This is a genomic window from Bacillus sp. JS, assembly GCF_000259365.1.
Taxonomy (GTDB): domain Bacteria; phylum Bacillota; class Bacilli; order Bacillales; family Bacillaceae; genus Bacillus; species Bacillus stercoris.
This window is the reverse complement of record NC_017743.1, coordinates 70,432-90,511: the sequence shown is the minus strand read 5'-3', so window position 1 is coordinate 90,511 and position 20,080 is coordinate 70,432. Positions and strand designations below refer to the sequence as shown.

Below are 20,080 nucleotides of genomic sequence, written 5' to 3'. Positions count from 1 at the left end.
TTTTCAAAGATCATTTTGTTCACTTCGTTCAAGCGACTTTATTATTATAACTCGTTGACTCAGTGAAGTCAATAACTTTTTTTGAAGTTCTTTTTTCGTTATCGCCTTGTTTAGCGGCAACGAATAATAATATACCACCTTGTAAATAATAGTGCAATAGTTTTTTTGAAGAAATACTAAGAATTTAAAAAGAGCGGTATCCTCCATAGAGAAAGGATACCGCTCTTCTTTATTAGCGTTGTCTCATTTGCGGGAATAACAGCACATCGCGAATAGAAGGGGCATTCGTCAACAGCATAACCAGACGGTCGATACCAATGCCTAAACCTCCTGTTGGCGGCATACCGTATTCCAGAGCTTCAACAAAGTCTTCATCCATTAGATGAGCTTCATCATTACCGGCTTCACGTTCTTTTAATTGCTCTTCAAAGCGTTCTCTTTGATCAATAGGATCATTCAGCTCTGTAAACGCGTTGGCATGTTCACGGCCGACGATAAACAGTTCAAAACGGTCTGTAAAACGCGGGTCCTCAGGGTTTTTCTTAGCAAGAGGAGAAATTTCTACAGGATGCCCGTAAATAAACGTTGGCTGAATAAGCGTTTCTTCAATTTTTTGTTCGAAGAATTCGTTGATGATATGCCCTACTGTCATAGAATCTTTAATTTCTACACCGTGTTCTTTTGCATATTCACGCGCCTGTTCAACAGTAACCTCTTTCCAGAAATCAACGCCAGTCGCTTCTTTGACTGCGTCAACCATATGGATTCTTTTCCACTCCGGTTTAAGGTCTATTTCCTCTTCCCCGTATTGAATCGTAGTTGTGCCAAGCACTTCTTGGGCGATATGAGCGACAAGGTTTTCAGTTAAGCTCATGATATCTTTATAGTCCGCATATGCTTCGTATAATTCAATCATCGTAAATTCAGGGTTATGGCGTGTAGAGACACCTTCGTTACGGAAAACACGGCCGATTTCATATACTTTTTCTAAACCGCCGACAATTAGGCGTTTTAGGTGTAGTTCAATTGCAATACGCATATAGAGTGGAATATCTAACGCATTGTGGTGAGTGATAAATGGACGTGCAGAAGCTCCCCCAGGAATGCTGTGCATTGTAGGTGTTTCTACTTCTAAGTATCCATGATCATCAAGATATCTTCTCATAGCTTGAATGATCTTGCTTCGGGTAATGAATGTATGTTTGCTGTCTGGGTTTACGATAAGATCCAGGTAGCGTTGACGATAGCGCTGCTCAACGTCTTTTAAACCATGGTATTTGTCAGGAAGCGGACGAAGCGCTTTTGTCAGCAATTCAAAGGAAGTTGCCTTAACAGACAATTCGCCTACATTTGTTTTGAAGACTTTTCCGGTTACGCCGATCAGATCACCAAGGTCAGAAGACTTGAAGATTTCATACTGGTCGTCACCGACACTGTCTTTTCTTACGTAGATTTGGATTTGCCCTTCTAAGTCCTGAATATGAGCAAAGCCGGCTTTTCCTTTGCCGCGTTTTGTCATCATGCGGCCTGCGATTGTAACTTCAATCGCTTTTTCTTCTAACTCTTCTTTGGTTAGATCTTGATATGCCGAAATAACTTCTTGAGACTGATGAGTTCTTTCAAAACGTGCCCCAAATGGATCGATGCCGTTATCTCTCAGCTGATTCATTTTATCGCGTCTGACTTGCAGCTGATCATTCAATTCTTCATGGTTATGCTCTTCTTGACTCATTGTTATCACTCCATTACAGTTATTGTTTCATGAAAAAAGCAGAAAAACTGCCAGCGCAAAACTAGCAGTGAGCAGCAAATAGAGGTGGGTATTATCCTACTTTTGCATTTTGAAGCTCTTTTGCCTCAACTTCAACCGTAAACGCATCTAAAAGCTGTACAAACTCTTCTCTTGTCTCGCAATGATTGATTTCATTACGAACGTTCGCATTGCCTTTTACACCTTTCAGATACCATGCAGCATGCTTTCTCATTTCTCTTACCGCTACGTTTTCACCTTTTAAGTCAATCAGGCGGTCAAGATGCAGTTTGCATACGGCCATTTTTTCGCGTACTTGCGGCTCTTCTTTTAATTCACCTGTTTCAAGATACTGAACCGTACGGTAAATCATCCACGGGTTGCCCAATGCAGCGCGTCCGATCATGACACCGTCTACTCCTGTTTCATCAAGCATGCGCTTAGCATCCTGCGGTGTTTTAACATCGCCGTTTCCGATAACCGGAATCGAAACGGATTGTTTCACTTCCTTGATGATGACCCAGTTTGCCGTTCCTTCATACATCTGCACTCTCGTACGGCCGTGAAGCGCAACTGCTTTACCGCCCGCACGTTCTACAGCTTGTGCATTTTTTACCGCGAAAATATGGTCTTCATCCCAGCCCATTCTCATTTTCACTGTTACTGGTTTATCGACGGCATCTACTACTGCAGAAACCATCTCATAAATCTTATCAGGATCAAGAAGCCATTTGGCTCCCGCATCGCATTTTGTAATCTTTGGCACAGGACATCCCATGTTAATATCAATGATATCAGCAGTTGTGTTCTGGTCTACAAACTTCGCCGCTTCCACAAGGGTATCCTTTTGTCCTCCGAAAATTTGTAGGCTTAGAGGTTTCTCACGTTCATCGATATAAAGCATACCCATTGTTCTTGCATTGTTGTAAAGGATCGCTTTGTCACTGACCATTTCAGCGCATACCAATCCGGCTCCGAATTCCTTTACAGTCAATCTGAACGCAGAGTTGCAGACACCAGCCATAGGTGCGAGCACAACCCGGTTTTTCAATTGAATATCTCCGATTTTGAACAATTTTTCTCCTCCTTTCGTTTGTTCTATTTTTCTGGCGGTGCCAATTCGTCCGCACTTATATTTAAAACATCTGCCGCATCTTGAATGATGACAGCCGACGGCAATCGGTTTCCGCGTTCAATTTCGCCGAGAATAGAAACTGATATACCTAACGCCTTTGCAAATCCTTCTTGAGTATAACCTTTCAGCTTTCTGAATGCACGAATTCGTCTACCCCAGATTTCTGCTTCCATACTCTTACACCTTCTTGGTTTGTTTCAGCGCTTGTAGCCTCTTTTTCAACCTGCTGGCAAATTTCCGCAAGCGGCGCAAGGACAAACAAACGCTCATACATTCTCGGATGCGGAACAATTAGTTGCTCTGTTTCAATATTTTCACGATTAAATAACAAAATGTCAAGGTCTGCCGTCCGCGGCCCCCATCTTACTTCCCTTGTTCTGCCTAATTCGTTTTCTATCTGCTGCGTCAGTTCAAGGAGTTCAAAAGGGTTTAGTGATGTTTTGATTTCAACAGCCATATTCAAAAACTCATCTTGGTCTTCGTATCCGACCGGGTCAGTTTCGTAAATTGACGACACTTTAGTGACTGTCACTGCAGCATGCTGATGCAGCAGGGCCACTGCTTGCCTTAAATACGTTTCTCTATTTCCAATGTTAGATCCAAGTGCAATATAAGCTATGTTGTTCATGACTTTTTTCTCGTGATTTCAATTGCTACTGATTTATAGTGTCCGGGAATTGGCGGATCTGGCTTAATGACTTTCACCGTACATTGCTGAACCGGCTGAAATTGTTTGAGAACAGTGTCGGCGATACGTGCTGCCAGCGTTTCCACCAATTTTACAGGCTCCCCTTCCACGACATCTTTACATACGTGATAGAGCTCAGCATAGTTGATCGTTTGCTCAAGGTCGTCTGTTTGTCCGGCTTTGCTTAAATCCAGCTCAGCGGTTAAATCGACTTTAAACCGCTGGCCAAGTTTGTTTTCTTCTTTGAACACACCGTGATATCCGTAAAACTCCATACCTTCTACATAAACTTTATCCATGGTGCATCCCTCCCTTATTCAGCATCGCGTCCATCATTTTCGCCATTCTGGCAATTTGTTTTACATCATGGACCCTGACAATGTCACAGCCTTTTTGAATGCCGAGACACACAGTCGCACCTGTGCCCTCAGCCCGCTCCTCGGGCGGAAGATCCAGAACACGTCCGATGAATCTTTTGCGGGAGGTTGCCAGAAGAACCGGATATCCCAATCCGCTGAAAATCTCCAGCTTGTTCATCACTGCCAAGTTGTCGTGATAGGTTTTCGCGAAACCGATACCGGGATCAAGAATAATGTTCTTCTCGTCTACTCCAGCCTCAACAGCAATTTTTACACTCTCCATTAAGTCCGACAGCATATCCGGCAATAAGTCATTGTAGTTTCTTTCTGGGCGGTTATGCATGAGAACAATCGGAACATTGTGTTCAGCTGCAACGGAAGCCATCCTCGGATCATGTTTGGCTCCCCAAATATCATTGATAATGGATGCGCCGGCTTTCACAGCTTCATCTGCGACAGAAGCCTTGTACGTATCTACAGAAATAGGAACACCAAGCTCCTTTGTAATTCGCTCAATCACCGGAATGACTCTGGACATCTCCTCATCTTCAGACACACACTCAGCGCCAGGCCTTGTCGATTCTCCTCCGATATCTATGAGATGGGCACCGTCATCGATCATTTCTTTCGCGTGCAGCAGTGCCTTGTCCAAGCTGTCATACTTCCCGCCGTCCGAGAAAGAGTCAGGCGTTACGTTTAAAATTCCCATCACCAGCGTCTTCTCTTTATATGATAAAGCGCTGGGCTTGGTGTGGATGACTTGTGTTTGATTTATCGTTTGCTGCGCCATGCTCTTCCTCCCTTTTCATGTATCATGTTCTTTATCTCTTTCTTATATAGCAATTGAAGAGCGGAGACTGCTTCTCCGCTTTGGCTTCCATAGGTTACTTCTTCTATTTTAGTAAACGGGATGATTTCAAGAACCGAGTTCGTCATCCACGCTTCGTCAGCTGTCAAGAGAGCTTCTAGCTCATATCGGCCCGTTTTGAGATCCAAACCTGCATTCTTTGCATTTTCTATGATAAAACGCCTCGTGACGCCGTCCAGAATACCAGTATCAAGAGATGGCGTATAGATACAGCTGCCTTTTCTCCAGAAGACATTAGATATGATACCCTCTGCAACAGCTCCATCCTCCGTTAAGAATATTCCCTCGACACGCGGGTTATTTCCAATCTCCCGTTTCGCATACATATTATTTAGATAATGATGAGATTTTAACCGGAACGATCCCTCTGGAGTGTTTCTCCGTATCGATAAAACCTTTCCTTCTTTGTGCAATGGGAGGCTTTCTGGTTTCAGCTGATTCACAAAGCATAAAACGGTCGGCTTATCGTACGTCTGGGCGACAAAGCCTTTATCGCTGATCCCCGCTGATATGTTCAGTCTGACGCGGGCATTTCCATCCTTGATATCATTTAGCTTTAGCAGCTTGTCCAACATCTCAAGGATCTCATGCTTTGAAACAGTATATTCAATTTGCAGATCCTTAAGCGCGCGTTCAAGCCGTTCTATATGCCAATCAATCAAAAACGGGCAGCCTTCGTAGAGCCTGAAGGTTTCGAAAACACCGATCCCGTATAAAAAACCATGGTCAAAAGGAGAAAGAACTGCATCTTTCTCCTCCATATACCGGCCGTTCACATATATCATCACGCAATAACTTCCTTGCGGTATGTCTCAATAAAATTTCTGAGCATTTCTTTTCCAAAGGAGGTCATGATAGACTCGGGGTGAAATTGCACGCCCTCTATCGGGAGGTCATTGTGGCGAATAGCCATGATTTCTCCTTCTTTCGTTTGGGCTGTTACTGTAAAACAGCTTGGCAGCGTCTCAGGTTTTACGATCAGCGAGTGGTAACGTGTCGCAACAAGGGGATTCTTTAACCCTTCAAAAATGGTCTTGCCGTCATGCTCGATATCCGAGGTTTTCCCGTGCATAAGCCGTTCTGCCCTAACCACGTCGCCACCGAACACTTGTGCAATGGATTGATGTCCGAGGCACACACCGAAAATAGGAATTTCCCCTGCAAAATGTTTAATGGCTTCGAGGCTGATTCCCGCCTCATCAGGGCTGCACGGTCCGGGAGATATCATCAGAAAGTCCGGAGACAGTTCTTCAATTTCTTCGATTGTGATGCTGTCGTTGCGTTTCACAACCAGCTCTTCCCCAAGCTCGCCCAAATACTGTACCAAGTTGTACGTGAATGAATCGTAGTTATCAATCATTAAAATCATTTCTCCGCTCACCTCATCTAATTTTTGTCTCTTCTTTGCTCAGCTCTAACGCCTTTTGCATCGCAAAAGCTTTTTTGAATGATTCCCTGTATTCATGCTTTGGAACAGAATCAATCACAACTCCTGCGCCGGACTGCATAAATGCCTGCCCTCCGGTTGCATAAATGGTTCGAATAACGATATTAAACTGCAGATCGTGATTATATCCAAACCATCCTATAGATCCAGTATAAAGCCCGCGGCGTGTCGGCTCAAGTTCTTCTATAATTTCCATTGTCCTTACTTTTGGTGCACCTGTAATGGTCCCCCCAGGAAACACAGCATGAATAATATCTACAGCATCATACCCATCCTGCAGTTCACCCTGGACGTTAGACACAATGTGCATCACATGCGAGTATTTTTCAATCGCCATGAATTCATTCACGCGCACAGACCCGTAACGTGATACTCTTCCCAGATCATTTCGCTCAAGATCAACCAGCATGACATGTTCCGCGCGTTCTTTTTCGTTGTGGATCAATTCGTTTGCAAGCGCCTCATCTTCTTCATTCGTTTTCCCTCTGGAACGGGTGCCAGCGATCGGTCTCGTCTCTAATCGTTTGCCCTTTTTGCTGACAAGCAGTTCAGGCGATCCGCAAATGATTTGGAAATCAGGCGTTTCTAAATACGCCATGTACGGAGAAGGATTTACTTCTCTCAAGGTTTTGTAAATTTGATATGGATGAGCTGGCAGTGACTGTGACTGCCTTATTGATAGATTAACTTGAAACACATCTCCGTTGGCAATGTATTGTTTGATTTTCTCTACAGCTTGTGAGAATCCATCCTCGGTAAATGGCGCCGCGAAGGAACCATCTGTTTTAGGCTTCATCTCTCGCGAAGGGACAGCGGGAAGCTCAGTCAGCCACATCTGCTCTAACTCAGATAGCTTCACATCCGCTGTTTCCTGATCAGAGTCATTTACATGAGTAATCAGCCATAGAGATTCTTCTTGATGGTCATAAACCGCTATATCATCAAAAACAAGAAAATAAATATCTGGCGTTTCTAGATCATCTAACGAGAGCATTTTAAAATTTTCAATATAACGTGCGTAATCATAGCTGAGAAACCCGATTGCTCCGCCTTGAAAGTCGGGGAACTCATGATTCGTTTCTGTTTCCAGTGTTTTAAACCAGCTGTGGAAGGCCCGTAATGGGTCACCTTCTCTAAACAGCATGTCATCACCATGCTTAATAGTCGTTATTCCGTCTTTTCCTTTTACAGTCGCAATTGGATCAAGACCGGCTATACTGTATCTGCCGCCTCTTGCACTTTCGAGAAGTACATGATGTTTTCGGGATTGCGCAAGTTTCTCAAATTGTTGTAAGAATGAGTCTTTTTGAAAAGGTACTTTTTTGCCTGCCGGTCTGCGTTGTGCCATTTGTATCATTCCTCTATTTTCTTTTTTGCTTGTTTTCATTGTAAAGCAATGTTGTTAGTGAAAAAAGTGAATTTCTCTTCCAAGAATAACATTCGTCGCAGACATGGCATATTTGATGCACGAAATAAAAAAACTCCCGGCGAACCGGGAGTTTTGGCTTTTTTTAATCGAATTGATACAGCGGCGTGCTTAGATAACGTTCACCGTTACTTGGAATGATGGCCAATACTTTTTTGCCTTTTCCGAGTTTTTTCGCTACTTGAAGTGCAGCATAAATTGCCGCACCTGATGAGATGCCTCCGAGAATTCCTTCTTCACGTGCAGCTCTGCGGGCATATTCGAATGCTTCTTCATTCTTCACCGGGAAGATTTCATCGTATACTTCAGTGTTTAAGATGTCCGGCACGAATCCAGCTCCGATTCCCTGAATTTTGTGGGGGCCTGGTTTTCCTCCTGAAAGCACTGGGGAATCTGACGGTTCAACAGCGTAAATCTTGATGGAAGGGTATGCTTCCTTCAGTACTTCGCCCGCTCCCGTAATCGTTCCGCCTGTGCCAATTCCGGCTACAAATGCGTCAAGCTGGTCGTCACCGAATTGCTCAACGATTTCTTTACCCGTTGTTTGGCGGTGAATTTCTGGGTTAGACGGGTTGTTGAACTGCTGCGGCACAAAGTATCCGTGCTTTTCAGCAAGCTCTTCAGCTTTCTGAATGGCGCCTTTCATGCCTTCCGCGCCAGGAGTCAGCACAAGCTCAGCACCGTATGCGCGAAGAAGGTTGCGGCGCTCCATGCTCATTGTATCAGGCATAACCAAAATAGCTTTTAATCCTTTAGCAGCAGCAACCATTGCAAGCCCGATTCCAGTATTTCCGCTTGTCGGTTCAATGATTGTATCACCGGCTTTTAATTTTCCTTCTTTTTCAGCCGCTTCAATCATGGCTAAACCGATACGGTCTTTTACACTGCTTCCAGGGTTCATGTATTCAAGCTTTAGATATACATCCGCACTGTTTTCATCTGCAAGGCGATTTAATTTAACGATTGGCGTATTCCCAATTAATTCAGTAATGGAGTTTGCTACACGTACCATTCTCGACACCTCAATTTCCGACTATTTGTATTGGTATTATGTATATAATCTATCAATTTCAAAATTTTTTGTCAATCACTTAGTACTTTTTTCCCCATAAAACCAAGATACATCGGCTTCTTTCCAAAGTGTTTTAACTGTCGCTTTATCGCCCAGCTGATCCATTGCGATTTGCCGTCTGATCTGGTCCTTTACTTCATCATATGAGAATGTTCTTGCTTTTAGTTTTTCTTTAAGCTGGATAATGGCATATCCATTGCTGACCTTGATGGGTTCCTGAGACCATTCATCCGTTTTGAGTGTTTTCGCCTCTTCAATGTATGCTGACGGAATGTTGTCTGATGCCTCTGTGACAAAACCTAAATCTCCGCCGTATGGTGATGTATATCTGTCAGTAGATCTCTCCGCCGCGGCAGCTTCAAAGCTTGAGCCGCCTTTCAGTTCTTTCAGGACTTCTCTCGCTTCTTCTTCATCTTTTACAACAATGTGCCGAATTCGATACGAATCATCAAACTGATATAGTTCCTTATTTTTATGATAAAATGATTCCAATTCTTTGTTTGAGATGTCGATATCCCTTGTTAACAATTGTTCAAGGAGGATATTATAACGAATTTGGTCTTTCCACTCTTTCTCAGTCGTATGTTCATCTTCGTAAAAGGAATTATTGACCGCTTTGATCAGCAAAAACTCCCGATCAATTTCGCTTTTGGATACTTTAAGATTGTTCTTTTTGGCCAGCTGCTCAACGACTCGGACATTGATCATATCTTCAAGCGTTGACTTCCCATACTGGTCTTCCATTTCTTTCAGCCATTCTTCTCTTGTCACACTCTTGCCTCCGATAGTCGCAATAGACTCACCGGATGACGATGCGCCGGCTTGGGATTTCGTCAGCGTATACGCAACAGCAATACAGCAAACCAACAGCGCCCCTAAAATAATGGTCCAGATTGTTCTTGATTTCAAACCTGCTTTCAGCCCCTTTTCTCAAATTAAAAACCCGCTAAAGAGCTTAGCGGGTAGTTTGGTCACGAAGCCCTTCCAGCTCTTCTTTTGTAAATAAGTACTTTTCATTACAAAAATGGCATACTGCTTCGGCTTGTCCATCTTCTTCTATCATATCTTGAATTTCTTTTTTGCCTAGTCCTAAAATGGCTGTTTCGAACCGTTCTTTTGAACAAGGACAATGGAATCTGACAGGCATCGTTTCCAAAATCTCTGGTTTCTCGCCTAGGACTTCTTCTAAAATTTCTTCCGGTGTCAATCCCTTTTGGATGAGCTTAGAAATCGGCTCAACTTGAGATAGGCGCTGTTCAATTTTTGTGATGGTTTCATCATCTGTTCCCGGCATCAGCTGAATAATAAAGCCCCCTGCCGCAAGAATGGTATTGTCAGGATTGACGAGCACGCCTACACCCACTGATGAAGGAACCTGCTCAGATGACACAAGATAGTAAGTAAAATCATCTCCTAATTCTCCTGAAACGATTTCTACTTGTCCTGTGAAGAACTCACGCAAACCTAAATCTTTTACAACACTTAACGTTCCGCTTGTTCCAACCGCACGTCTGACATCAAGCTTGCCTTGTTCATTTAAATCGAAATGAACTTGTGGGTTAGAGACATAGGCTCTGACTTCTCCTTTGGCATTGGCATCAGCTACAATAGCTCCAATCGGACCTCCGCCCTCGACTTTCACAGTCAGCTTATCTTCGCCTTTCAGCATAGCGCCGAGCATAAGTGAAGCTGTCATTGTGCGCCCTAATGCAGCGGATGCTGTCGGCCACGTACCATGGCGTCTCTGTCCTTCATTTACCATATCAGTCGTTCTCGCTGCATAAGCCCGAACTTTTCCGTCATACGCAAGTGCTTTTACTAAATAATCCATTACAAAACCTCCTATACACTTCCTACGCGGTTTCTTTCATAAATCAATTCCAGCCCTTTTAGGGTTAGGAATGGATCAACGATATCAATACAATCTGATTCGTTTGCAATGAGCGGCGCCAGTCCTCCTGTCGCAATGACCTTTGGTTCCTGTTTTGCCTGCCATTTCATTCGCTTAACGATTCCTTCCACTTGGCCTACATAGCCAAATAAAATTCCAGATTGCATCGCGCTTACAGTGTTTTTACCGATAATATTGTCGGGCCGGGTAATTTCGATACGCGGTAGCTTCGCTGCACGTGAGTAAAGCGCCTCTGTCGAAATTGTAATCCCAGGAGCAATCGCCCCGCCCATGTATTGTTTATTTTCATCAATATAGCAGTACGTTGTGGCCGTTCCGAAATCAACGACAATTAATGGATTGCCGTATAAGTGTATCGCAGCGACAGCATTTACGATTCTGTCTGCCCCCACTTCTTTCGGATTGTCGTATTTTATATTTAAACCAGTTTTCATACCCGGACCGACAATTTGCGGTTCGATATGAAAGTATTTTGTGCACATTCTTTCTAACGCAAACATGATTGGCGGCACTACTGATGAAATAATGATGCCATCTATCTGTTCAAACATAAGCCCGGAATGCTCAAATAACGAGCGTAAAATCATTCCAAACTCATCTTCTGTTTTATGCCTGCTTGTTTCTATACGCCAGTGATATTCTAATTTTCCATCATGATATACACCAAGTACAGTATTGGTGTTCCCAACATCGATAACCAGTAACAACCTCTATCACCACTTTTGAATAGTTTCTCTACTTTACTTTTTACAAACATTCTACAATACCATACACGATCAGCGGCTCATTTGTAAACAAATCGATACCAGATTTGGATGATTGTAAAAGACGCAGCTGAGCCCATCATTTACATAAAAAAACTGCCAGCGTCAGCCGGCAGTTTTTAGAGAGAAAGCGAATTATTCTTTCGTATCGTCTTTCTTTTCTTCTGTTTTTGTCAGAATGTTTACTTTCACATCATCATTCTTCTCATCATCAGAGAAATTGCGTTCTGGCAATGTTCCATGATCGACAAGGTGTTTGATTTGTTCAGCGTCAAGCGTTTCAACTTTCAGAAGCGTTTGGGCAATCAATTCAAGCTTGTCACGATTTTCAGTCAGGATTTGTTTCGCGCGTTCATAACATTCTTTGATGATGCGCTGAATTTCCTGATCAATTTCGTAAGCGATTTGATCACTGTAGTTCTGTTCGTTGTTGAAATCACGGCCTAAGAATACCTGACCGCCCTGAGACTGTCCAAATTGCAACGGCCCCAGTTTTTCTGACATACCGAATTCCGTAACCATTCGTCTTGCAATATTCGTCGCACGCTGGAAGTCATTGTGCGCTCCTGTGCTGACTTCACCGAAGATAATCTCTTCAGCAACACGCCCGCCCAAGAGGCCGACAATTTTATCAAGCAGCTCCGGCTTCGTTTGGAAGTAACGGTCTTCTCTTGGCAGCATAACAGCATAACCGCCAGCCTGACCCCGAGGTACAATCGTTACTTTATGAACCATATCTGCCTCATCTAAAACGAGTCCGATAACAGTGTGTCCGCCTTCGTGATAAGCCACGATATTGCGTTCTTTCTTGGAGATAACGCGGCTCTTCTTAGCAGGTCCGGCAATTACACGGTCCGTCGCTTCGTCAATATCACGCGCATCGATTTTTTTCTTATTTTGACGAGCCGCCACAAGCGCAGCTTCATTCAAGAGATTTTCTAAGTCAGCGCCTGAGAAGCCTGGTGTTCTCATGGCAATTGATTTAAGGTTAACCGTTTCATCCAGCGGTTTGTTTCTCGCATGGACTTTCAATACAGCTTCACGGCCAATGACATCTGGACGATCCACTGTGATTTGACGGTCAAAACGTCCCGGACGAAGTAAGGCTGGGTCCAAGATGTCCGCACGGTTCGTCGCAGCAATGATGATAATTCCTTCATTAGCGCTGAATCCGTCCATTTCAACAAGCAATTGGTTTAGCGTCTGTTCACGTTCATCGTGTCCGCCGCCGAGACCCGCTCCACGCTGGCGTCCCACTGCGTCAATTTCATCAATGAAAATCAAACATGGCGCATTCTTTTTCGCATTTTCAAACAAGTCACGCACACGGGAAGCACCGACACCTACAAACATTTCAACGAAATCAGATCCGCTGATGCTGAAGAAAGGTACACCGGCTTCACCTGCACAAGCCTTGGCGAGCAATGTTTTACCGGTACCCGGAGGTCCGACTAAAAGCACGCCTTTCGGTATTCTGGCGCCAAGCTCGGCAAACTTGCGGGGATCTTTCAGAAACTCAACAACTTCAACGAGTTCTTGCTTTTCTTCGTCAGCCCCTGCAACGTCTTTAAATTTGACGCGTTTCTTTTCCTCTGTATACAGCTTCGCCTTACTCTTACCAAAGTTCATGACACGGCTGCCGCCGCCTTGAGCCTGATTGAGCAGGAAGAAAAACAGAATAAAGATAATAACAAACGGGATGATGGTCGTCAGAAATGTCACCCATCCGCTTGTTTCTTGAGCGGGATCAACCTTTACGTCCGTTTTTTTCAAAGCGTTAAATATCTGGTCTGCTCCCTTTCCTTCAGGAACATGAGTCAAAAAGTATTGATCTTTGTCGTAGTTTTTCAGCTGCCCTTTTACCTCATAAACACCTCTGACAGGCTGAACCGATACGCTATCAACTTTCCCGTCATCCAGGTTTTTGATGAACGTACTGTACGACATATTTTCTGTTTTCGGATTTGAGGTCTGGAAGTAGCTCACAACCCCGATTACTACTAATAAAATAAGTAAATAAAAAATGGTATTACGGAAGACCCGATTCATTCCTTACCTCCTCCCACAGTAAGCACAACTATGTTCAATAGTACCATAGAAAATCATTCCAATACAAACAATAACCATCTCGGAAGCAGGCTGCCGATCAGCTTTCATAAACTGCCGGTTTTAACACTCCGATATAAGGCAGATTGCGATAGCGCTCAGCATAATCAAGTCCGTAACCCACTACAAACGCGTCAGGAACTTCAAAACCTACAAAGTCTGCTTTGATGTCCGCTTTTCTTCCGCTCGGTTTATCCAAAAGGGTAACAATCTTAATTGATTTTGCTTTACGGTATCGGAAGAGCTCTACGAGATAACTTAAGGTTAACCCACTGTCGATGATATCTTCAATAATTAAGATGTCCCGGCCCTCTACAGATGTATCCAAATCTTTAATGATTTTGACTTCTCCAGAAGAAACCGTAGAATTTCCATAGCTTGATACATCCATGAAATCCATTTCCAAATATGTATCAATATGCTTGATAAGATCCGCCATAAAAGGAAGTGCTCCTTTTAACACACCGATTGCCAACGGAAATGTATCTTGATACTCGCTCGTTAATTCTGCGCCTAACTCTTTTACTTTCTCTTGTATCTCTGCCTCTGAGATCAGTACTTTCTCGATATCATGTTTCATCATGATTTTGCTTGCCCCCTACACTTTTCATGCTGTCTATATTGTAATACAATGCGGTCGCTGTTTGGAATCACAAGATCTTCAAAAATTGATTTTTTCAAGCCAGGTATCCAGATAATTTCACCGCTTGCGTCCGTCACAATCGGCCAGTTGTCTCTTTCTTGGAGAGGCATTTTCTTATCAATAAATATATCCTTTACCTTTTTTGTGCCGTTCATCCCTTTTAGTTTGATCCGGTCTCCAGCTTTTCTTGTCCGGATAGTTAAGGGAAATTGCACCTTTTTTTCACTTGTGATAAAAACAGCATTCCCATGTTCTTCAGGCGAATCCGTATAATGCTTTGCCTCTATCAGATATCCATTGGGGAGCACTGCCGTTTCATCAGCAGCTCCGCTTATTTGGTATTCAAAGGGAACATTTTTGCACTGCCATTGTTCAAATGTAAACAAACATGTCTGATATGATTTGACCACCTTCAGCCCTTTCGGAAAGTCCAATACTCCTGAAGGACCGCCATTTTCCGCCCAATCAAGAAACTGTTGAATGTGATGGGCTGAAAAGGATGATGGAACGTTTTCATAAAGATAGTTTAATATTAGTTGAACTCCTCTTCTTTGTAAAGGCATCGGGAGGGCAAGCAATTGAGAGGAATTGATTTCAACTGATGTATTAGACTGGCTTGTGATTACTTTATTCATTTCATCTTTCGTTAATGACTGTAAGAATTGCTCATCTTCCGTCAGTGCTTCACTCACTTTCTGAAACCTTTTATGCACATCCGGAGACTCCTTTTTCAAGAACGGGAGCACTGTTTTTCTGAATCTGTTTCTTGTGTAGTCATCTTTGGCGTTGCTTTCATCCGTCCGGTAGCTCAAGCCGTTTTCACGGCAATAGCGAAGGATCTCTTCCTTTGTAATCGTTAGGAACGGCCTGATGATCCGCCCCGTCCCAAAACGTCTAACCGGCTGCATTCCCGTAAGCCCCGTTCCAAGCGCGCCCTTAGCCAATCTCATAAGCATTGTTTCAACCTGGTCATCTCCATGATGAGCAAGCGCCAGATAGTCCGCTTGGTGCTTTGACATGATTTCCTCAAAAAACTGATAGCGGCAATCACGTGCTGCAGCCTGCTTATTGAGTCCTTTTTCCTGCGCATATGCGGTTACATTGATTTGAGCCGTTTCACACACGAGCTGTTGAGCCTTACAATAAGCTTGGACAAAACGCATATCCTCCTCGGATTCCGCGCCTCTGAACCGATGATCAACGTGAGCTGCAATAATATTTGCTGAACGGCCGCATAAAGTATGCAATGCGTGAAGAAGAGCCATTGAGTCCGGACCGCCGGAAACGCCTACAATAATTGTCGCCCCTTTTAACGTAAGATTGTGTTTGTTTAAAAAATCTTTGACACTTTTCACAATGTCCTCCTCACAATGAGCAGGTATTTTAAAGATATTCATATCCTATCACTTTCAATCCCTCCAAGCAAAGAAGAAGCATAGGCTCTGGAGTTTGCGCCATTCAGATTAAGAAAAAGATAATGTAGGCGAAATAAAGCGCTAAAACACTGATCACGATGAGCGTTGTTTCAAATAACCCCCCAGACTTAGCCGGTTTCTGTTTTGGGGTGTACCGGGTCTTCGCTACTTTTCCTTGACGAGGTTTTTGCTGCCTCTGTCGTGCGGCAGGCTGCGGTGATGTTTTTATAGGTTGTTTTCTTTGTACTGCTTTTTGCCCCGCGTCGAGCATATCCTTCTTCATTTCATCTGCCGATTGATATTCTCCGTTCAAGGCTGAAAGAAGCACTTTTTTATACTTATGCAGCAACGGGTTTCCTTCAACGAGCGACCTAAGCTGTTCTTTGGGCTGGTTTGTTTTCTTAAATTCTTTTTTGTGCACACTGTTGATCATAATCATAGCAACCGCGAACAAATCGTAGGATGGCTCTGCCTTTCTTGTTCCATACCCCCAATAGCCTCTGTCATAAAACTCCGTATACTCTTTTATCGCCCGGCCTTCCTTTGTCGTGCCGCCCACATCAATACAGCGGATCCTTGCGGGCGGGCCAGTTACGATCAGATTATCAGGTTTAAGATCGCCGAATATCCATCCTTGCTGGTGAAGCAGCGATAAACTGGATAATAGCTGAATCATTAATACCGGTATCCATTCTGCTCCTTTATCACTGACATACTTCAAAAGCAGCGGCCCTTTTATGTATTCCATTGCATAAAATGAAACCTTCGTATTGGCACTGGGAATATAGGCATCATCCGTATCAAAAAAAGAAGGCCCCATCGTAACGGACTGGGCCTTTGAGAAAGATTTCAAGACATTCACTTCAGAAGTAATCGACAGGCTGTCATCACTCACCTTTAAGGCAACATGTCCATCTGATGCTTCTGCCAAATACACAATTCCATTGGCCCCTTTACCAAGCTGTTTACGCAATGTATAAGTGTTTCCATTCCACTTGCCTTTGATTGTCGTACCAGGCTTTAGGCTACATGCCAAACTCGTCAAAGCGTCGTTCATCATCTGCCAGCATGCCCCTTCTTGAGCGTATTTTTTCAAATTGCAGTGTCGCTTCACGAATCGCCGGACCTGTCGGCGTGATGCCTCCTGTCGAAAGCTTTGCAAAGAGGGTGGAAAGAGATTGCAGCTTCGGTGTCCAGTTCAGCACAAGCTCGACCTCTTGTTTTTTCCCGGGAAATATACACATCGCAAATTCGTTATTCCCGATTCGGGAATTGAGGCTGACAGACAAATCAATCAGCGCCTCTTTTACTGTTGGAAGCTTTGGCGCCATACTTGCACTTGTATCAACAAGAACCAAAACCTGAAGATGCACCGTTTCTCCAAGCTCGTCTACCACTTCCATGACTTCGCCGCGTTTTTCCGGAGAAAGCTCTTCCATTTCCACATTCTTTCCGAGAATTTGTTTCAGTTCTTGATTGACGACACCTTGCAGGGTTTGCGTCATCGCTTTTTTTGTTACCATTTGAACGGTTTGTGAAAGCTGAGATGCATAAACGACCTGGTGCACGCCGCCTCCGGCAAGTGCAATCCCTTCAACTTCCTTCATAGCCTCAGGGTCAATTTGATTTTCTTCCATTATACCTATGACGTTTACCGTAATCCCCTGCTCTTTAGCAAAAGCAGCCATTGCAAGCGGGTCTTCCCCATGGTTCGAGCAGCCATCCGTTATCAGCAAAATTTGATTTAAATGTCCGTTATTCACATTCATTCCTCCTGGAGAATACGCGGATTCTCAGATTCATATATTCCCATCTTCGCCAGAAGAAATTTGATTTATACGAAAGCGTTATGAAATTTCTTGTTTGTTTTGAAAGATTGCCGGAACAGGAATGGATGCCCACTTCGGTGTATTGTGATCAATCCGGACGACAACAACAGTCATATCGTCCTCAATTTGGCCGGACCTTGTGCGGATGACTTCTTCCATAAGCAAATCGGCAATCTCCTGCGGGTCATTTGTTTTCAACCCTTTCATTTTACGCTTCATCCATAAGTCGTGATTTTCCACATGCTTAGGCCCCTCAAAAATGCCATCACTCATCATAATTAAGAGGTCACCCGCTTTTAACTGTTCACTCACAACCTCCACATCGAATTCATTAATAATACCGATTGGCAGATTGCTCGCTTGAACTTTCATGACCTGATCACCCCGTTTGATAAAGCTAGGCGTCGATCCAACCTTCAAAAATTTACAGCTTGCATCTTGTAGATCGATAATAGATAGGTCAAGTGTGGAATATATCTCGTCAGTTGTCCTTAGGGACAGTATGCTGTTAATCGTTTTAATTGCTATTTTTTCATCAATGCCGGATTCAAGGATTTTTTCAAGAAGCTTGATCGTTTCATTGCTTTCAAAGTGCGCTCTTGCGCCATTGCCCATTCCGTCACTGATTGCCGCAGCATATTTTCTGGCTCCTAGCTCCATCATGCTGTAGCTGTCGCCGGAGACAAGGCCGCCGCCCTTCGCAGCGTGTGCTGCACCTGTAGACACCCTGTATGATTTAGTTGATCCAAAGGCGACATGGCTGTATCCATTCGGATGCGGAGAGTGCTGTTCGGCTTTCACAAGAATTTGTTCTTCCAGAATGTCAGAAAGCATAGGGGCAATGATTTTTTCACTTTCTCCATGTCCGCTGAACGGAATCGTCATTTCAATATCGATATTTCCTTGTTCGAGGCTATAGATCTCTACATGCTGAATCTCAATTCCGAAATGCTGAAGTGCCTCTATGATTTGCTCTTCCTGCAGAAAGTGCTGTTCTCGCTCTCTTTTTATTTCCCGAGAAAAGTCGGCCATGACCTCAGAAACGCCTAAAAGCTGTTCGGCAACAAGACGCCTGCTGTCCTGGACTTTTTTCTTGAGCGTCAAATGGGCATGATGATGTGCGAGTTCATCCTCAATCAGCTCTTCAACCTGCTTTGATTTAGAACAATGCTGATGAAACTCTTTTTTCAGCCTTCGGTTTGATGCATATTCTTTTTCTTCTGTTTCAAGCATAACTTGTTTCATTAAATCATATGTTTTATCAAAGTTCTGTACCCAGCACCTGTTTTTCTTGTAACACGTCTGACAGGAATGCTCCGTGATTTTGCTTAAAAACAGATCCACTTCGCTGTCATCTGTCTGTTCGTCTGATGCTTGGTAAAAGGTTGCAAAGCTTTCAGACAGCGCGTGAAATACATTGGAGAACTGGTCTACCTTCTGAGCAGTGACATCTCGGATTTTTCTTGCGTATTGCTGCTGCTCTTGAAGATGCTCCACAGTTCCCGGAATATATCTCGCCACTTTCCTTGTAATAGATTGAGGTGTGAGCAAAAACAGGCCGACTGCGATTAGTGACTCATAGAGCGTTGTCATCAGACCGGCAGAGCCTTCACCATATAAAGATATAAGAAGCGACCCAACGATCAGGCCGATCGCCGCACCTGCTTTTTTCCCTTCCTTCAGCAAGCCGCCTAATAAACCGGAAAAAGCAAGCAGACTCATTTGATAGAGGTTTCCGATATTCGCCAAGCCAAGAATCAGGCCGGTCACGACGCCAACCGTACATCCAATGCTTGCTCCGCCAATAAAGGAAAAACTCAATACAACATAGCGAGCCAATATATGTTCTGCCTGCATCCCTTGGTAGGACAAGCCGGCCAGTCCCGTTAACACAGAAGCAATCAGGATCATAAAGCAAATGATTTCCTCTATTTTTAATGATTGTTTCACTTTTTTCACAGTGAAAACTGGAAGGCTCTGAAGGAAAATCAATGTTAAGATAAACGATAGTCCAGCCTCAACGACAGCCATTACATAATCATAGGTTGTAAATGCGCCATTTTGGGCATAAACAAACCCGGCTCTTGCTGCAGCCATGGAGAAGAACACGACAATCGGGAGTGCTTTTACGCGATCGTCGGTAATGAAAGCAGCCACTTTAGAAAATACGAAGAATGCCAGCAATGCCGCTAGTATGAGCAATGAGTGCTTCGGAGATATAGTCAGCGCACCTGCAAGCACGGCCAAAACCGCATAAAACGCTTTGTCTCTTCTGATGAGAAGCATCGCTCCAAAGAAAGGAAGTGCGAAAGGAAGCACCTCGGATAATATGAAAGCTCGTCCAAGCAAAAATCCGATGACGACATAAATGAATCCTTTATAGAAAAACAGTGAATGCAAATGATGGGTCACCAGCTTCGTTCCCCTGTTAAAAAACGATTGGAGTTTTTCCAAAGCCTGTCCCGCCATTGGCCCGTTCACTCTTCTTTCTGCTTTTTCCATTCCTCTCATCTCCCACCTGTTATATTCGTTGCCTGTCATTATAGCGAATGCACTGATAGGATTTTGTCAAAAGAAGGTAACAATACTGAAGAAATCTTCGACGGTTTCTGCCTTGATATTCGTTTATCAAAAGAATTTCTGGAATGTTGTCTAAAAATGAAAAA

Annotated in this window: 19 protein-coding genes; all 19 read right to left on the bottom strand. The window is 43.7% G+C overall.

Features of this window, described 5'->3' with window-relative positions:
* Positions 1-232 precede the first annotated feature (232 nt).
* The 19 genes from lysS to spoIIE all read right to left on the bottom strand — a co-directional run bounded on the left by lysS (position 233) and on the right by spoIIE (position 19,916).
* A complete protein-coding gene (gene lysS, locus MY9_RS00480) occupies positions 233-1,732 on the bottom strand; it encodes a lysine--tRNA ligase (RefSeq protein WP_014662509.1) in 1,500 nt (499 codons plus the stop codon).
* A 91-nt stretch (positions 1,733-1,823) separates the two neighbouring features.
* Complete coding sequence (gene dusB, locus MY9_RS00475) at positions 1,824-2,825, bottom strand: tRNA dihydrouridine synthase DusB (protein ID WP_014662508.1); 1,002 nt, start codon at positions 2,823-2,825, stop codon at positions 1,824-1,826.
* A gap of 23 nt (positions 2,826-2,848) precedes the next feature.
* Entirely contained in the window at positions 2,849-3,058 is a 210-nt protein-coding gene (locus MY9_RS00470) for a helix-turn-helix domain-containing protein (RefSeq protein WP_014662507.1), read from the bottom strand.
* Complete coding sequence (folK, locus tag MY9_RS00465; protein WP_014662506.1) at positions 3,010-3,513, bottom strand: 2-amino-4-hydroxy-6-hydroxymethyldihydropteridine diphosphokinase; 504 nt, start codon at positions 3,511-3,513, stop codon at positions 3,010-3,012. Before folK ends, MY9_RS00470 begins: the two co-directional genes overlap by 49 nt.
* Complete coding sequence (gene folB, locus MY9_RS00460) at positions 3,510-3,872, bottom strand: dihydroneopterin aldolase (RefSeq protein WP_014662505.1); 363 nt, start codon at positions 3,870-3,872, stop codon at positions 3,510-3,512. The genes folK and folB overlap by 4 nt, the downstream gene beginning before the upstream one ends.
* Positions 3,865-4,722 (bottom strand): dihydropteroate synthase, encoded by an 858-nt coding sequence (gene folP, locus MY9_RS00455; RefSeq protein WP_014662504.1) that lies wholly within the window; start codon positions 4,720-4,722, stop codon positions 3,865-3,867. The genes folB and folP overlap by 8 nt, the downstream gene beginning before the upstream one ends.
* Positions 4,704-5,585, bottom strand: coding sequence for an aminodeoxychorismate lyase (gene pabC, locus MY9_RS00450; RefSeq protein WP_014662503.1), 882 nt, complete (start codon positions 5,583-5,585; stop codon positions 4,704-4,706). Before pabC ends, folP begins: the two co-directional genes overlap by 19 nt.
* A complete protein-coding gene (gene pabA / locus MY9_RS00445) occupies positions 5,585-6,169 on the bottom strand; it encodes an aminodeoxychorismate/anthranilate synthase component II (protein WP_014478610.1) in 585 nt (194 codons plus the stop codon). The genes pabC and pabA overlap by 1 nt, the downstream gene beginning before the upstream one ends.
* 13 nt (positions 6,170-6,182) lie before the next feature.
* Positions 6,183-7,595 carry an anthranilate synthase component I family protein gene (locus tag MY9_RS00440; RefSeq protein ID WP_040082473.1) on the bottom strand — a complete coding sequence of 471 codons (1,413 nt, stop codon included), beginning with the start codon at positions 7,593-7,595 and terminating at the stop codon, positions 6,183-6,185.
* Between the two features lie 163 nt (positions 7,596-7,758).
* A complete protein-coding gene (gene cysK / locus MY9_RS00435) occupies positions 7,759-8,685 on the bottom strand; it encodes a cysteine synthase A (RefSeq protein WP_014662501.1) in 927 nt (308 codons plus the stop codon).
* A gap of 75 nt (positions 8,686-8,760) precedes the next feature.
* Complete coding sequence (locus tag MY9_RS00430; protein ID WP_014662500.1) at positions 8,761-9,654, bottom strand: peptidyl-prolyl cis-trans isomerase; 894 nt, start codon at positions 9,652-9,654, stop codon at positions 8,761-8,763.
* 46 nt (positions 9,655-9,700) lie between these two features.
* Entirely contained in the window at positions 9,701-10,576 is an 876-nt protein-coding gene (gene hslO / locus MY9_RS00425) for a redox-regulated molecular chaperone HslO (RefSeq protein WP_014662499.1), read from the bottom strand.
* Positions 10,577-10,587: 11 nt separating this feature from the next.
* The gene (locus tag MY9_RS00420) at positions 10,588-11,364 is read right to left on the bottom strand and encodes a type III pantothenate kinase (protein WP_003218395.1); all 777 of its coding nucleotides are present in this window, start codon (positions 11,362-11,364) and stop codon (positions 10,588-10,590) included.
* Between the two features lie 192 nt (positions 11,365-11,556).
* Positions 11,557-13,470, bottom strand: coding sequence for an ATP-dependent zinc metalloprotease FtsH (ftsH, locus tag MY9_RS00415; protein ID WP_014662498.1), 1,914 nt, complete (start codon positions 13,468-13,470; stop codon positions 11,557-11,559).
* 97 nt (positions 13,471-13,567) lie between these two features.
* Entirely contained in the window at positions 13,568-14,110 is a 543-nt protein-coding gene (hpt, locus tag MY9_RS00410; RefSeq protein ID WP_014662497.1) for a hypoxanthine phosphoribosyltransferase, read from the bottom strand.
* The gene (gene tilS / locus MY9_RS00405) at positions 14,107-15,525 is read right to left on the bottom strand and encodes a tRNA lysidine(34) synthetase TilS (RefSeq protein ID WP_041521233.1); all 1,419 of its coding nucleotides are present in this window, start codon (positions 15,523-15,525) and stop codon (positions 14,107-14,109) included. Before tilS ends, hpt begins: the two co-directional genes overlap by 4 nt.
* A gap of 103 nt (positions 15,526-15,628) precedes the next feature.
* Positions 15,629-16,645, bottom strand: coding sequence for a serine/threonine protein kinase PrkT (prkT, locus tag MY9_RS00400; RefSeq protein ID WP_014662496.1), 1,017 nt, complete (start codon positions 16,643-16,645; stop codon positions 15,629-15,631).
* Positions 16,611-17,348 carry a VWA domain-containing protein gene (locus tag MY9_RS00395; RefSeq protein ID WP_003243782.1) on the bottom strand — a complete coding sequence of 246 codons (738 nt, stop codon included), beginning with the start codon at positions 17,346-17,348 and terminating at the stop codon, positions 16,611-16,613. The genes prkT and MY9_RS00395 overlap by 35 nt, the downstream gene beginning before the upstream one ends.
* Positions 17,349-17,432: 84 nt before the next feature.
* The gene (gene spoIIE / locus MY9_RS00390) at positions 17,433-19,916 is read right to left on the bottom strand and encodes a stage II sporulation protein E (RefSeq protein ID WP_040081059.1); all 2,484 of its coding nucleotides are present in this window, start codon (positions 19,914-19,916) and stop codon (positions 17,433-17,435) included.
* Positions 19,917-20,080 lie beyond the last annotated feature (164 nt).

Bases quoted from the DNA above. Each gene is read 5' to 3' on its own strand.
- MY9_RS00470 (WP_014662507.1), bottom strand. From the start codon at position 3,058: ATGGAAGCAGAAATCTGGGGTAGACGAATTCGTGCATTCAGAAAGCTG.
- MY9_RS00440 (WP_040082473.1), bottom strand. From the start codon at position 7,595: ATGGCACAACGCAGACCGGCAGGCAAAAAAGTACCTTTTCAAAAAGAC.
- lysS (WP_014662509.1), bottom strand. From the start codon at position 1,732: ATGAGTCAAGAAGAGCATAACCATGAAGAATTGAATGATCAGCTGCAA.
- pabC (WP_014662503.1), bottom strand. From the start codon at position 5,585: ATGATATATGTGAACGGCCGGTATATGGAGGAGAAAGATGCAGTTCTT.
- folB (WP_014662505.1), bottom strand. From the start codon at position 3,872: ATGGATAAAGTTTATGTAGAAGGTATGGAGTTTTACGGATATCACGGT.
- cysK (WP_014662501.1), bottom strand. From the start codon at position 8,685: ATGGTACGTGTAGCAAACTCCATTACTGAATTAATTGGGAATACGCCA.
- prkT (WP_014662496.1), bottom strand. From the start codon at position 16,645: ATGATGAACGACGCTTTGACGAGTTTGGCATGTAGCCTAAAGCCTGGT.
- hpt (WP_014662497.1), bottom strand. From the start codon at position 14,110: ATGATGAAACATGATATCGAGAAAGTACTGATCTCAGAGGCAGAGATA.
- ftsH (WP_014662498.1), bottom strand. From the start codon at position 13,470: ATGAATCGGGTCTTCCGTAATACCATTTTTTATTTACTTATTTTATTA.
- folP (WP_014662504.1), bottom strand. From the start codon at position 4,722: ATGGCGCAGCAAACGATAAATCAAACACAAGTCATCCACACCAAGCCC.
- folK (WP_014662506.1), bottom strand. From the start codon at position 3,513: ATGAACAACATAGCTTATATTGCACTTGGATCTAACATTGGAAATAGA.
- spoIIE (WP_040081059.1), bottom strand. From the start codon at position 19,916: ATGGAAAAAGCAGAAAGAAGAGTGAACGGGCCAATGGCGGGACAGGCT.
- hslO (WP_014662499.1), bottom strand. From the start codon at position 10,576: ATGGATTATTTAGTAAAAGCACTTGCGTATGACGGAAAAGTTCGGGCT.
- pabA (WP_014478610.1), bottom strand. From the start codon at position 6,169: ATGATTTTAATGATTGATAACTACGATTCATTCACGTACAACTTGGTA.